This is a genomic window from Dactylosporangium sp. NPDC005572, from assembly GCF_040605515.1.
Lineage (GTDB): Bacteria > Actinomycetota > Actinomycetes > Mycobacteriales > Micromonosporaceae > Dactylosporangium.
Window position 1 is genome coordinate 1 of record NZ_JBEXCY010000276.1, and the last position, 13,455, is coordinate 13,455.

Annotated in this window: 11 protein-coding genes; 5 read left to right on the forward strand and 6 right to left on the reverse strand. The window is 72.0% G+C overall.

Going from position 1 to position 13,455, the window contains the following annotated elements:
• Positions 1-147: 147 nt before the first annotated feature.
• A complete protein-coding gene (locus tag ABZS66_RS55845; RefSeq protein WP_354772164.1) occupies positions 148-1,176 on the reverse strand; it encodes a 6-phosphofructokinase in 1,029 nt (342 codons plus the stop codon).
• A 118-nt stretch (positions 1,177-1,294) separates the two neighbouring features.
• Positions 1,295-1,933: a MerR family transcriptional regulator gene (locus ABZS66_RS55850; protein ID WP_354772166.1), complete on the reverse strand. Its 639-nt coding sequence runs from the start codon at positions 1,931-1,933 to the stop codon at positions 1,295-1,297.
• A 79-nt stretch (positions 1,934-2,012) separates the two neighbouring features.
• Between ABZS66_RS55850 and ABZS66_RS55855 the strand changes: the two genes are divergently transcribed.
• Positions 2,013-2,957: a hypothetical protein gene (locus tag ABZS66_RS55855; RefSeq protein ID WP_354772168.1), complete on the forward strand. Its 945-nt coding sequence runs from the start codon at positions 2,013-2,015 to the stop codon at positions 2,955-2,957.
• Positions 2,957-3,373: an ABA4-like family protein gene (locus ABZS66_RS55860; protein ID WP_354772170.1), complete on the forward strand. Its 417-nt coding sequence runs from the start codon at positions 2,957-2,959 to the stop codon at positions 3,371-3,373. The genes ABZS66_RS55855 and ABZS66_RS55860 overlap by 1 nt, the downstream gene beginning before the upstream one ends.
• Here ABZS66_RS55860 and ABZS66_RS55865 read toward each other — a convergent pair.
• A complete protein-coding gene (locus ABZS66_RS55865; RefSeq protein WP_354772172.1) occupies positions 3,357-3,854 on the reverse strand; it encodes a polyadenylate-specific 3'-exoribonuclease AS in 498 nt (165 codons plus the stop codon). The genes ABZS66_RS55860 and ABZS66_RS55865 overlap by 17 nt on opposite strands.
• A gap of 774 nt (positions 3,855-4,628) precedes the next feature.
• On the opposite strand from ABZS66_RS55865, the gene ABZS66_RS55870 reads away from it, so the two are divergent.
• Together ABZS66_RS55870 and ABZS66_RS55875 are read left to right on the forward strand one after the other, a co-directional pair.
• Positions 4,629-5,321 carry a Crp/Fnr family transcriptional regulator gene (locus ABZS66_RS55870; protein ID WP_238015116.1) on the forward strand — a complete coding sequence of 231 codons (693 nt, stop codon included), beginning with the start codon at positions 4,629-4,631 and terminating at the stop codon, positions 5,319-5,321.
• Between the two features lie 219 nt (positions 5,322-5,540).
• Complete coding sequence (locus tag ABZS66_RS55875) at positions 5,541-9,086, forward strand: adenylate/guanylate cyclase domain-containing protein (protein ID WP_354772174.1); 3,546 nt, start codon at positions 5,541-5,543, stop codon at positions 9,084-9,086.
• Here ABZS66_RS55875 and ABZS66_RS55880 read toward each other — a convergent pair.
• The gene (locus ABZS66_RS55880) at positions 9,083-9,778 is read right to left on the reverse strand and encodes a lysophospholipid acyltransferase family protein (RefSeq protein ID WP_354772176.1); all 696 of its coding nucleotides are present in this window, start codon (positions 9,776-9,778) and stop codon (positions 9,083-9,085) included. The two genes, ABZS66_RS55875 and ABZS66_RS55880, sit on opposite strands and share 4 nt — an antisense overlap.
• Before the next feature lie 178 nt (positions 9,779-9,956).
• Here ABZS66_RS55880 and ABZS66_RS55885 point away from each other — a divergent pair, with 178 nt between their 5' ends.
• Positions 9,957-10,784, forward strand: coding sequence for a DUF308 domain-containing protein (locus ABZS66_RS55885; RefSeq protein WP_354772178.1), 828 nt, complete (start codon positions 9,957-9,959; stop codon positions 10,782-10,784).
• Here the strand turns inward: ABZS66_RS55885 and ABZS66_RS55890 are convergent.
• Both ABZS66_RS55890 and ABZS66_RS55895 read right to left on the reverse strand, forming a co-directional pair.
• A complete protein-coding gene (locus ABZS66_RS55890) occupies positions 10,781-11,566 on the reverse strand; it encodes an alpha/beta hydrolase (RefSeq protein ID WP_354772180.1) in 786 nt (261 codons plus the stop codon). The genes ABZS66_RS55885 and ABZS66_RS55890 overlap by 4 nt on opposite strands.
• A gap of 11 nt (positions 11,567-11,577) precedes the next feature.
• A complete protein-coding gene (locus ABZS66_RS55895) occupies positions 11,578-12,924 on the reverse strand; it encodes an NAD(P)-binding domain-containing protein (protein WP_354772182.1) in 1,347 nt (448 codons plus the stop codon).
• Positions 12,925-13,455 lie beyond the last annotated feature (531 nt).

Sequence of the window (13,455 nt, forward strand, 5' to 3'; positions counted from 1 at the left end):
GAAGGCCTCAAGGACGACGGGGTCAAGGAGTTCCCGCTGACCTCGTGGTCCTACACGCGGGGCGGGGCCGTGCCCGCGCGGGCGCAGCGCAGCCCGAGGCACCGGACCGCGGGCCGGGACGACGCCCCGGCCCGCGACGGGCGACGCTCAGGAGCCGAAGAAGACCTCGGCCTCGGTGTAGCGCTCGACCGGAACGGTCTTCAGCTCGCGGGTGGCCTCACCGAGCGGCACCCGGACGATGTCGGTGCTCTGCAGCGCCACCATCTTGCCGAAGTCGCCCTCGTGGACCGCGTCGATCGCGTGCAGGCCGAAGCGGGTGGCCAGGACCCGGTCGAAGGCGGTCGGCGTGCCGCCGCGCTGGATGTGGCCCAGCACGACCGTGCGCGCCTCCTTGCCGGTCTTCGCCTCCAGCTGCTCGGCCAGCCACTGGCCGATGCCGCCCAGGCGGACGTGGCCGAAGGCGTCGAGCTCCTGGTTGTGCAGCACCATCTGGCCGTCGAGCGGCTGGGCGCCCTCGGCGACGACGACGATCGGCGAGTACTGCGTCTGGAAGCGCTTCTCGACGTAGCCGGCGACCTGGTCGACGTCGAACTGCCGCTCCGGCAGGAGGATCACGTTGGCGCCACCGGCCAGGCCGGCGTGCAGGGCGATCCAGCCCGCGTGGCGGCCCATGACCTCGACGACCAGCGTGCGGTGGTGCGACTCGGCGGTGGTGTGCAGCCGGTCGATCGCCTCCATCGCGATGTTCACGGCGGTGTCGAAGCCGAACGTGTAGTCGGTCGCGCCGAGGTCGTTGTCGATCGTCTTCGGCACGCCGACGACGTTGACGCCCAGGTCGGTCAGCTTGGCCGCGACGCCCAGGGTGTCCTCGCCGCCGATCGCGACGAGCGCGTCGATGCCCAGGTCGGCGAGGTTGGACTTGATCCTCTCGACGCCGCCCTCGATCTTGAAGGGGTTGGTGCGCGACGAGCCCAGGATGGTGCCGCCCCGCGGCAGGATGCCGCGCACCTGGGCGATGCCCAGCTCACGGGTGATGCCCTCGAGGGGACCACGCCAACCGTCACGGAAGCCCACGAACTCGTGGCCGTAGGTGGAGATCCCCTTGCGGACCACGGCACGGATGACCGCGTTGAGGCCGGGGCAGTCGCCGCCCCCGGTCAGTACGCCGATACGCATGCTTGATCTTGCCTTCCTGGTTGCGCCCGGCCCGCCGACGGGTGGGGCCGAGCCGGAGATACCCGCTCATGGCGACGCTGCCGATTCACAGCGCACTGTAGTCGCTTCGCCTGAACGCTCAGCAGTCGTCCCCGCGGATTCCGAACATCCTCGCCGACTCGTGCTCCTGCGCCATCCGCCGCAGCGCGGCCAGGAGCGAGTCGCCCAGGATCGATCCGACGACCGCCGCGTGGAGCTTCCCCTCGGCGTCCGGGGCCCGCGCGACGAACTGGAGATCGTGCACGGCGATGCGCTCGGCGACGTCGGCGTACTGCTCCAGGAGGTCGGCCACGTCGGCTCCGACCTGCTCGAACGCGGCCAGGACCTCGGCCGCGGCCTGGCGCGCCTGGGCCTTCTGGCCGACCAGCCAGCCCCGGCGCGTGGCCATCTCGTCGATGCGTACCCGGGCCGCCTCGACGATGCCCGGCTCACTCGTCGCGCGGGCGCTGAGGGTTGACGGGAGCGCCTCGCCGAGCACCTGATGTACGTCCGGATCCGGCTGGTCCAGGGCGAGCAGGAGATCACGGATCGTGGCGATCGGGAGCCGTCCGATGTCCAGCAGGACCCGCACCAGGCGGAGCCGCTGGACGTGACGGTCGTCATACCGCGCCTGGTTCGGGCTCGTCAGCTCGCCGGGTGGAAGAAGGCCCTCACGCAGGTAGTACTTGATCGTGGGGACCGGGACGCCGGTCTTCTGACTCAGTTCGGCGATGCGCATGGAGCTCCTTCCGACCTTGACATGGATAGTGTAGCTTCCCAATAGCGGACAGCACCGCTATCCATTCGGGGAGGCTTCGATGCGAGTCGCTCAGCTCCACCGCCCGTTGATCGTCGTCGCCGCACTGATGGCCGCACTCGCCATCGGTACGGCCGCCGGCATCGCCCTCGACGACCGGACGCTCCTGGGCGTGCCGGTCTGGCTCAAGCCGTTCAAGTTCGCCGTCTCCATCGCGATCTACTCCGTCACCTTCGCCTGGCTGATCTCGCTCCTCGACGACCGCCGCAAGCGCCTCGGCTGGTGGGTCGGCACGGTCACCGCCGGCACGATGCTCGCCGAGATGGTGATCATCGTCGGTCAGGCCGGCCGCGGCCACCAGAGTCACTTCAACAACCAGACACCACTCGACGCCACGCTGTACAGCGTCATGGGCGCGACCATCGGGATCGCCTGGCTGTGCACCGCGTTCCTGGCCGTCCTGCTGCTCATCCAGCGCCTACCGGACCGCCCGGCCGCGCTCGCCGTGCGGTTCGGGCTGCTCGTCGGCCTGGGCGGAATGGGCGTCGGCTTCCTCATGACGCTGCCGACGAAGGCCCAGCTCGACAGCGACTCGGACATCATCGGCGCGCACGCGGTCGGCGTGGCGGACGGCGGCGCCGGGATCCCGCTGGTCAACTGGTCGACGACCGGCGGGGACCTGCGCGCCGGGCACTTCATCGGGATGCACGCGCTGCAGGCGCTGCCGCTGCTCGCGTTCGGCCTGGTGCTGCTGTCGCGGCGGTTCGCGCGGCTGCGCGCCGACCGGGTCCGGGCCCGCCTGATCACGGTGGCCGGCATCGCGTACGCCGGGCTGACCGTCCTCATCACCTGGCAGGCCCTGCGCGGCCAGTCGATCGCGCACCCCGACGGGCTGACGCTGGGGGCGTTCGGCGTCCTGATGGCGTTCGCGCTGCTCGGCACCCTGTGGGCGGTCCGGGTCCCGGCCGCCGTCGCCGACGACCGCGTGCCGGCCGGGGTGGTCTGATGGCAGACCTGCTCTTTCAGCTGGCGTTTCCGGCCGTCGTACCGTTCTGGGCGCTCATGATCGTCGCCCCCACGTGGCGGTGGTCGCAGCGGATCGCCGCCTCGCCGCTCATCGCGCTCCCGGCGCTGGTGGTGTGGGCCGTGGCGATCGGGCCGGTGTTCGGCGACTTCGCCCAGGAGATGCTGAACCCGGACCTGGCCGGCGTCCGCGCGCTCTTCGCGGACGACCGTGTGATCGCCGCGGTGTGGGCGCAGGTGCTGGCGTGGGACCTGCTGGTGGGCCGCTGGATGTACCTCGACAGCCGCGAGCGCCGCCTGCACCCGCTCCTGATGGCGCCGATCATGGTGCTGACGATCCTGCTGTCGCCGATCGGGCTCCCGTTGTACCTCGTGGTGCGGCTCACTCGGGCCGCATGACCTTCCAGCGGGCCAGGTTGTGCCGGGCGTCGACGAGGGCGTCGTGCCGCCCCTCGACGACCGGCAGGGCCGGCCGCCCGGCGTCGTCCCAGAGCTGCCGGAGATCCTTCGTGAACCGGGGGATCTCCCGCGGCAGGGCCGGCATGGACCCCCAGAGCTGGGCGAGGGCGACGTGGTCGTAGGCGGCGTACCAGGCCCACAGCTCCAGCTCGTCCGCCTCCCCGCCGCGCAGCGGCTCGGTGAGAAACTCGAGCAGCTCCTCCCGGATCCGGTCACGGGAGCGCCAGACCTTGTCGGCGGGCGAGGGAAGCTTGTCGAGCACGTGCTTGCGCACCCAGGCCCCGGCCCGCGACTCGTCGAACTGGGTGGACACGGCGTAATACTCCCGACCGCGCTCGTCGACGACCCCGATCGACACGAGGTCGATCAGCCGCCCGTCCTCGATGAACTCACAGTCGTAGAAATACCGATACGCCGCCACCGCACCCATCCTGCCCCGCCCCCGCGACCGAGATCCACCCGGGTCTCCCACACGGCTCCGCCCTCTACTTCCGCGATCCACTCGGGGCCGCACCACGCGCCCGCCACAACCCGGCTCCCGCCGCCAACCCTGCCCCACAAATCGGACATATCACCCAGACTTGCGGCTACGGAGGGTGGAGCGGCCGCCGCGCCCATGATCATGGGAAGCATCCGGCTGCCATGACAACCAGAAGTTTCCCTTGATCATGGCCGGCCCAGCCGCGGCCATGATCAATGGAGCGTTCTGGTCGCCATGACAGCCGGAACTCGCCATCGATCATGAAACCGGGCCGTTGAGCCGGTCGCGGCGGGATGCCCGGGTGCGGACCCGCGAGGTCACGGACCGACCGGCCGCGAAAACGGCGGCGGGTTGGAAACCCATTCGTCGCCGTCAATCAGGACTTCCCATGCCGAACGCCCGACGCCACACACCTGGCCGCCGGGAAGAGGCGCACGAGGGGCGGAAACGCGCCAAAGCCCGGCGGCCGGGTCGCGGGTGCTCGCACCACCCGCGGCCCGGCCGCACCCCTCTCCATGCCCCCCGCCCCCCAGCGGTTTGCGTGGTGGCACTAGCCTGCCTCCGTTGTCATGCGCAGGCTGTCGGTGAGCCGATGCGGGGGATGTACAGACTCCGACAGGCACGTCATGATCTGGTAGAAGTTCATTACCGTGCTTGTGATCACCAAGGGGTGATCATGGAACCGATCAACGCTGAACCGGGAGGGGTTTGACCGTGGAGGGTCGGCTGCCAGATCCCGGCGACGCACTGACCGGCGTGGACATGTTCAGTGGTCTGGACCCCGATGTTCGGCAACGGGTCATCCAGGCGGCGGTGCCTCGGACATACCGCAAAGGCCAGCTGCTGTTCGTCGAAAACGATCCGGGCGAGTCACTCATCGTGCTCAAGCGCGGTGCCGTGATGGTATTCCGGACCGCCCCGACCGGCGAGCGCGCGGTGCTGTCCGTCGTCCGGCCGCCCGACACGCTGGGCGAGGTGTCCCTGCTCGACGGCGCGGCCCGGTCCGCCTCGGCCGAGGCGATCGAGGACTGCCAGGCGCTCGCGCTGTCCCGGCACGCGTTCATCGAGCTGGTCCACGCCAACCCGCGGATCCTGGACGCCGTCATGCGCTCGCTCGGCGGGCTGATCCGGCGCCTCACCGAGCAGAACGCCGACCACGTCTTCCTCGACCTGCCGGGCCGGGTGGCCAAGACCCTGGTGCGGCTGGCCGGCGAGACGAACGCGCCGATGGTCACCATCGAGCTCAACCAGAGCCAGCTCGCCGAGATGGCCGGCGGCTCGCGGCAGAGCGTCAACCAGGCGATCGGGTCGTTCGCCAGCCGCGGCTGGCTGCGCACCGAGGGCCGGCGGATCGTGGTGACCGACCTGAGCGCGCTGCGCCGCCGGGCGGGAATGACCGAGCGGTAACCCGTTCAGTCACGGACGGACAGACGGACGGCCGGGCCCGACCCGGCCATCCGTCTGAAAATTCCGTGTGCCCACCGAAGGCCCTCGATGAGGCGCCCCCACGACACGCCGCCACGTGAATGTGTTCAACGCTGCGCATTCACGCGATCTCTGTCCGTACACCTGGTCGGTGCGTCGCGGCCGTGTGAGGATGGGTGTCTCAGCGAGGCGAGTTCGGGAGTGTCGGCGATTTCCAGGCAGTGCGCACGCTGCGGCCGTCAGGCGGGCGAGGGCGACCGGTTCTGCGGCGGTTGCGGCGCCGAGCTGACGCCGTCCTGCGGCAGTTGCGGCCGTGCCCTGAGCCAGGATGCCGCGTTCTGCACCGGCTGCGGCACGCCGGTCGCGCGCACCTCCGTGGCCCGGGCCGAGCGCCCGATCGGCCGCGCGACGGTCCCGCTCCCGGCCCCGCGCAGCGAGGACCGGCGGCGCATCAGCGTGCTGTTCGTCGACCTGATCGACTTCACGCCGTATGTCGAGCGCGCCGACCCGGAGCTGGTCCGCGAGCTCCAGCAGAGCTTCTTCTCGACCGCCCGCGAGGTCATCGGGCAGTACGGCGGGGTGGTCGAGAAGTACATCGGCGACGCGGTCATGGCGCTGTTCGGCGCGCCGGTCGCCACCGAGACCGACGCCGTGCGCTGCGTGCGCGCCGGCCTGGAGCTCCAGCGGGTGCTGACCCGCTACGCGAGCACCGGCGAGGGCGAGCGCGCGCTGCGCTTCCGGGTCGGCGTCGCCACCGGCGAGGCGCTGGTCGACGTGGCCGCGGCCCGCGACGGCGGCCAGGCGATCGTCGCCGGCGACGTGGTCAACACCGCCTCCCGGCTGCAGTCGCTGGCGCCGCCCGGCGGGGTGCTGGTCTGCGGCACGACGTACGGGCTGACCAAGTCCTCGATCCGCTACGAGGCCCAGCCGCCGGCCACGCTGCGCGGCCGCTCGACGCCGACCGAGGTGTGGCTGGCCCTCGCCCCGCTGCGGCGCAACCACCCCGACCGCGAGGCCGGCTCGACCCCGCTGGTCAACCGCACGCACGAGCTCAGCCTGCTGGTCAACGCGCTGCACCGGGGCCTGCGCGAGCGCACCCCGCAGCTGGTCACCGTCGTCGGCCACGCCGGCATCGGCAAGAGCCGGCTGGTCCACGAGCTGTTCCTGCACGCCGAGCGGCTGTTCGACGCGCCGGTGGCCTGGCGGACCGGCCGCTGCCCGCCGTTCGGGGAGAACGTGACGTATGCGGCGCTGGCCGACATCGTCAAGGGCCAGAGCGGCATCCTCGACACCGACAGCGCCGAGACGACCCGCGAGCGGCTCGACACCACGCTGGCCACGATCGTCGAGCACTCGGAGGCCGAGCGGCTCGCCGAGGCGCTCAGCCCGCTGGTCGGCCTGGCCGGGCCGAAGCTCGCCCCCGACGAGACCGAGTCGGCGTGGCGGCGCTTCGTCGTGGCGCTCGCAGCGCACCGCCCGACCGTCCTGGTCTTCGAGGACCTGCACTGGGCCGACGAGTCGATGATCCGCTTCGTCGAGCGCCTCGGCGCCTCGGTACGAGATGTGCCCCTCCTGCTTCTGTGCACGGCGCGCCCGGAGTTCCTGGAGCGCAACCCGAGCTGGGCCGGGGCGGTGGCCGGGTCGGTCACGATCACGCTGCCGCCGCTGCGCGACTCCGAGATCGCGACCATGTACGCCCACCTGCTCGGGCAGGCGGCCTTCCCGTCCACGTCGATCAACTCACTGGTCGAGCTCGCGGACGGCAACCCGCTCTATGCCCTGGAGTACACCCGCATGCTCGCCGAGCAGGGCAGCCTCCGGGCCACCGACGCGCTCGACCGGGCGCTGCCGATGCCCGACAGCGTCCACGCCGTCATCGCCAACCGGGTCGACCTGCTCGACGCGGCCGACCGGGCCGTGCTCCAGGCCGCCGCGGTCGTGGGCATGAACTTCTGGCCGGGCGCGGTCGGCGCCGCGATGAGCCGCCCGCAGGACGGCATCGAGCGCTCGCTGCGCCGGCTGGAGCAGCGCGACCTCATCCACGAGCAGGCCGCCTCGACGATGGCCGGCCAGACGGAGTACCGCTTCGGCCACGTCCTGGTCCGGGACGTCTGCTACCAGCGGCTCCCCCGCACCGAGCGGGTGGCGCGGCACGAGCTCACCGCCGAGTGGCTCGACGGCGTGGCCACCGACCGGGACACCGACCTGGCCGAGGTGGTCGCCAACCACCGCTACACGGCGTACGAGATCGCCCGCTCGCTGGGGCTGGACGCCGCGCGGTACAGCGTGCCCGCCCGCGAGGCCCTGCACCGGGCCGCCCGGCGCACCTACGCGCTGCACGCCCTCGACGCCGCCGCCACGTACGCCGGCAAGGCCCTGGCGCTGTGCGACGACGAGACCGATCCGCTCGAGCGGCTGCGCATCGAGCAGTTGGCCACCGAGATCCGCTTCTACGCCGACCCGGAGGGCTTCCTCGGTACCGGCGGCGCCGAGCAGCTGGTGAGCCTGGCCGAACGGCTGTACGCCGCGGGCGACCAGGCCGGCGCGGCGCGGGCGTGGACCGTGCGCGGCCAGGCGGCCTGGCTGCGCGCCGACCGCCTCGACGCGCTGTCCTGCCTCGACCGGGCGGTGGAGCTCTTCGACGAGCTGCCCGACGACCCGTCGAAGGCCGACGCGTACGCCGAGCTGGGCCGCCTGCACATGCTGAACTTCGAGGTCGAGCCCGCGGTCGCCGCGGCCAGCGCGGCCGCCGAGATCGCCGACCGGCTCGGCCTGGTCGAGGTGGCCACCAGCGCCCGCATCACGATCGGCACGGCGCTGTTCCAGGCCGGCGACCGGGCCGGCCTGGTCGAGCTCCAGTCCGGCCTGGAGGTCTGCCGCGAGCAGCGGCTGCAGTCCGAGTACCGCGCGCTGCGCAACGTGTCCTGGGCGCTGCGCGAGGACGGCGACTGGACCGCCTCGCAGGCCCTGCTGGAGGACAGCCGCAACGCCGTCCCCGGCAGCCGCACGCTCACCACCGCCTACTCCGACGTCGCGCAGAACGCCTACTTCACCGGCGACTGGCCGGCGCTCATCAAGGCCGCCGAGGCCGCGAGCGCCGAGTCCGGCTCCGAGTGGGACCTGCAGATCGTCGGCGCGCACGCCTGGATGAACATCCTGTCGTCGCTCGAATCGGAGCCGGCCGACGAAGGGATCGAGGAGCTGCTCGCCGCCGGCCGGCGCAGCGGCTTCTACCGGCTCCAGTGGACCGTGCTGGGCCACGGCGCGCTGTCCCGGGCCCTCCAGGGCCGTTCCCGGGAGGCCGAGGCGCTCATCGTCGAGCTGGCCAAGACGTGGCGCGAGGTCCGCGCGATCGCCAGCGGCGAATGGATCGACGCGACCGCCCACGCCGCCGTGCTGTCCGGCCGGGTGGCGATGATGGCGGTCCGCGACATGCTGGCCGACGTGCCGCACCGCACCCCGTGGGTCGAGGCGGCGCTGCGCACGATCACCGGCGCGATCGCGTTCGTCGACGACGACCACGCCCGGGCGGCCGACATGCACCTGGCCGCGGCAGAGCTCTACGCCGAGATCCCCAACGCCTCCGCCCGGGCGCTGTCGCTGACCTGGGCGGTGCAGGCCCTGTCCCGGCTGGGCGACGACGAGCGCCTGGAGCCGTGGCGCGCCGAGCTGGTCGCGTTCGCCGAGCAGGCCCGCGCACCGCGCCTGCTCCTGCTGGCCGGCGTCCCGCCCGCCCGGAGCACCTAGGCCGCGACCGGCTCCTTGGCGGCGGCGTTCTTGACCTTCTGGGCGTACATGTCGATGTACTCGCGGCCGGACAGGACCATGAGCTCGTACATGATCTCGTCGGTGACGGCGCGCTCGATGAACCGGTCGCCGGACATCCCGGCGTACCGTGAGAAGTCCAGGGCCGGGCCGAAGCGGATGTGGACCCGCTTGAGGTTCGGCAGGCGCTGCCCGATCGGTTGGACCTTGTCCATGTTCATCATCGCCACCGGTACCACTGGAGCCCCCGACTCCAGTGCGAGCCGGGCCACTCCCGTCTTGCCCCGGTAGAGCCGCCCGTCGGGCGAGCGGGTCCCCTCCGGGTAGATGCCGAAGATCCCGCCCGCCCGCAGGATCCGGAGCCCGACCTCGAGCGCGGCCCGCGCCGCCTTGCCCCCGGAGCGGTCGATCGGGACCTGGCCGGTGCCGGCGAAGAAGAGCTTGGTGAGCCGACCCTTCAGCCCTTTTCCGGTGAAGTACTCCGCTTTGGCCGGGAACGTCACCCGGCGCCGGACGCTGAGCGGCATGAATATCGAGTCGGCGAACGAGAGGTGGTTGCTGGCGATGATCACCGGCCCCTCGGCCGGGACGTGCTCCAGGCCTTCCACCTTCGGGCGGAAGACGAGCTTCAACACAGGCCCGAGGACGATGTATTTCAGGAGCCAGTAGAGCACGGCCAACCTTTCAAGATCGCGCGACAATCGGTGATGACCGTCGCAAAGAGCGTACGAAGCAGTACGGCGCACCACAACGCACTCCCGGAAGCAGGCCCGGGCATGTCAGGATTTCGAGCAGCGGGAGTTTCGCGGCGCACCCGGCCGCCGCGTCCATCACCGCGGGGAGGGGCGAGTTGTGGCAGGGGGTGGGGCGCGGCGCGGCAGGCGGGACAACGGCCTGGTGGCGCAGGAGTACGCGGTGGTCGGGGACGTCGATCCCCGAGTCGGGGAGCATCTCCTCGACGTGCTGGCCGCGGGCGGCATTGCCGCATATCTCCAGCCTGCCACCGATCTGCACCCGGTGACGCGCACCACGACGCTGCCCGCGCGCCCGACCGACCGGCTCTACGCTGATCGGGAGCACCTCGCGACGGCACGGGACTACCTCGCCCAGCTGACCTCCGTGCCGGAGCAGCACATCCCCCCGGCCGAGGCGGCCCAGCCGGCCACGGCGGGCCCGGAGCAGCAGGAGGCGAAGACGAACCGCAAGTCCGACGACGAGACGTTCGCCAGCATCATCGCGGGCTTCCACACCACCGTCGACCCCACCAGCGCCCCCTGGCCCGCCGCCGAGGACCTCGACTCGTCCACCCCGGCGGTCGCCGACATGGACAACGAGCCGGCCCCGCGCACCTCGCTGCGCCGGCCGTCCGAGGCCGTCGACCGCTCGCTGCTCGACAGCCTCGACACGTTCGGCGCCGACCTGCCCGACGACGAGGACGAGGGGTACACGCCCCCACCCCCGCCACCGCTGCCGAAGTTCGCGCCGGCGACGGTGCTCGCCGTCCTGGGCCTGGTCGCCGGCCTGCTCCTGCTCTTCTGGCCGGACCTGCTGCCGCTCGGCGCGCAGACCACGCTGTTCCTCGGCTTCGCGGCCGTGCTGGCCGGCTTCGTCACGCTGATCCTGCGCCTGCGCCCGGGCGACGAGGAGGACGACGACCCGGACAACGGCGCCCGCGTCTAGCGCGCTTTTTCGAGCCAGTCGAGGATCGCGTCGATCGGCTCCTGCCAGCGTGCGTCCAGCATGAGGTCGTGCCCCATGCCCGGGAACAGCAGCGGGGAGCCGCCGTAGCGGCGGGCCGCCCACTCCAGCGCCGACCCGGCCACGACCTTGTCGTCGGGGCTGCCGACCACGAGCACCGGCGGGTCGCCGACCGGCGCCTCCGGCTGGTGGCGGCGGATCAGCTGGCGCTGGGCGCCGGACGGCACGCGCTGCAGCCGCCGGGCGTACCCCTGGGCGACGCTGGTCTGCAACCCCCGGCTGAACAGCTGGGAGGCCGACAGCGACACCCGCCCGCCGAACAGGCCGGGCAGCGTGCCGCCTGGGTTGCGCCGCAGCAGGCCGAACGCCGTGCCGAGGCCGCCGAAGACGGGCGAGACGAGCACGCCGGCGCGCACCGGGTAGCGGGCCATCGCCATGGCCACGACCAGCGCCCCGGCGCCGTGCCCCACGAGCACCGCCTGCTTGGGCAGTCCCGCGGCGACCTGGGTGACGTCGTGGACGTAGTCGCGCAGGCGCGCCTCCGGATCGGCGCCGCTCCCGCCGTGGCCGCGGAGGCTCATGGTGTACCCCGGGAAGCCGCGCGCGGCGGTGTGCTCCAGCCAGTGCTGGGCGAACGCCCAGGCGCCGTGCCCGTAGCCGGGGACGAACAGCACGGGCGGCCCGTGCTCGGCGCCGTCCGGCGCGGCGTCCAGCACCTCGCGCGTGACCGGGGCCGGTGGGTCGGCCCACTCGTCGGAGCGCATCACCCGGGTGGTCAACGGACCGCCTCCAGCTCGTGCAGGGACTTCTCCAGCTCGCGCAGGTACACGAAGTGGCTGACCTCGAACCAGTGCCGCGTCGACTCGGTGACCCGGCCCTGGGTGTACCGCCGGTCGCCGTCCTGCCGCAGCCGCCCGTAGAGCGCCTGGGCCTTGTCGGGCGAGGCGTCGAGCACCCGCAGCCACTGCGCGATGAACACCGTCTGCCAGTGCGACAGCGTGAACAGCGCCGAGTCGGGCTGCAGCAGCCCGGCGACGGCCAGCGTGGGGTGGGTGCGCGAGAGCATCTGCAGGGCCAGCCGGGGCCGCCCGGCGCCGTCGGTGGACAACAGCTCCGGGGCGAGGAACTCGAACCGCGGCTGGTACCCGGTCGCGAACACCACCAGGTCGGGCTCGATCACGGTGCCGTCGGCCAGCGTCACCTCGCTGTGGCCGAACTCCTTGACGTCGGGCACCGGCACGATGCCGCCGTGGCCCAGGTAGTACGGCAGCTGGCTGTTGACCAGCGGATGCATCTCCAGGATGCCGTGGTCGGGCCTGGGCAGCCCGAACCGGGTGAGGTCGCCGACCGTCATCTTGATCGTGCGGTGCAGCAGCCACTGCCGCAGCTTGAACGGCAGCCGCATCGCCAGGATCCGGTCGTTGACCTGGTCGGCCGGCTTGCCGAGGGCGAACTTCGGCGCGTACCAGTACCCCCGCCGGGTCGAGTGCCAGCACTTCGCCGCCTGCTGGGCCGCCTCGACCGCGATGTCGCACCCGGTGTTGCCCGCCCCCACGACGAGGACCTTCTTCCCGCGCAGCTGGGAGGCGTCCTTGTACTGGCTGGCGTGGATCACCTTGCCGCGGAAGTCGGCCAGCCCCTCGTACTCGGGCATCTTCGGCGCCCAGTTGTGCCCGTTGGCGGCGACCACGGCGGCGTAGCGCATGGTCCGCGGCGCTCCCCCGCGCGACCCCTTCACGGTCACGTCCCACCGCGGCGGCCCGCCGTGAGCGTCCTCGGCCGGCTCGACCCGGGCGACCTCGGTGCCGAACCAGATATGGTCGCGCAGCGAGAAGTGGTCCGCGTACCGCTCGAAGTAGGCGAGCAACTGGGAGTGGTGCGGGTAGTCGGGCCAGTCGTCGGGCATCGGGAAGTCGGGGAACTGGGTGAACGGCTTGGACGAGATGAGGTGCGTGCTGGCGTAGACCGGACTGCGGTCGTGCCGCCAGTTCCAGGCCCCGCCGACGCCCGTCTCACGCTCGTAGCAGTCGACCCCGAACCCGGCCTCGCGCAGGTTCTTGATCGCGGTCAGCCCGGTCCCGCCCGCCCCGATGACACAGACGGTGTCCCCGCGGTCGTACACGGGCTGCCCGTCCCGCCAATACGTGGCGTTGCCGGCAAGCTCCGAAGCAAAGTCGTCGAATCGCCCGTCCGAACCCACCGCGCCCGTCTCCGCTCTCCGCCGATTCCTGCGCGCAGATACTCGTCCGATCCCCGGGGGTTTGTCCAGTCCCGACCATAGGGCCACAATGCGCGGCGCGAGCCGCCTGCCGCACGAGCAGCGCCGCCCCTGAACCCTCCCCGACACCCTGGACGGGCTGCGAGGCCCGACCCACGGCGTCGTCCACCAGCCGAACCACCTCGACCGAACAACCCCAACGACCCCGGCGTCATGGAGGAGCGCGTCATCGGCAGTCCCCCGGCTGGCGCGGAACGCTGCGCCGCACCGGCGCAAGACATCACCTTTGATGCATCAACTTTGATACATCGGCCTTGATGCATCGGCCTTGATGCATCAAAGGCGCTGCGTCTGTGGTCAGCGCCGAGCGGCGAGCGCGGGCCGAGCGGCGAGCGCGGGCCGAGCGGCGAGCGCGGGCCGAGCGGCGAGCGCGGG

What these genes read in the sequence shown, in the direction of transcription:
- ABZS66_RS55860 (WP_354772170.1), top strand. Translation starts at nt 2,957, where the DNA reads ATGGCAGACCTGCTCTTTCAGCTGGCGTTTCCGGCCGTCGTACCGTTC.
- ABZS66_RS55855 (WP_354772168.1), top strand. Translation starts at nt 2,013, where the DNA reads ATGCGAGTCGCTCAGCTCCACCGCCCGTTGATCGTCGTCGCCGCACTG.
- ABZS66_RS55850 (WP_354772166.1), bottom strand. Translation starts at nt 1,933, where the DNA reads ATGCGCATCGCCGAACTGAGTCAGAAGACCGGCGTCCCGGTCCCCACG.
- ABZS66_RS55890 (WP_354772180.1), bottom strand. Translation starts at nt 11,566, where the DNA reads ATGCGCTCCGACGAGTGGGCCGACCCACCGGCCCCGGTCACGCGCGAG.
- ABZS66_RS55845 (WP_354772164.1), bottom strand. Translation starts at nt 1,176, where the DNA reads ATGCGTATCGGCGTACTGACCGGGGGCGGCGACTGCCCCGGCCTCAAC.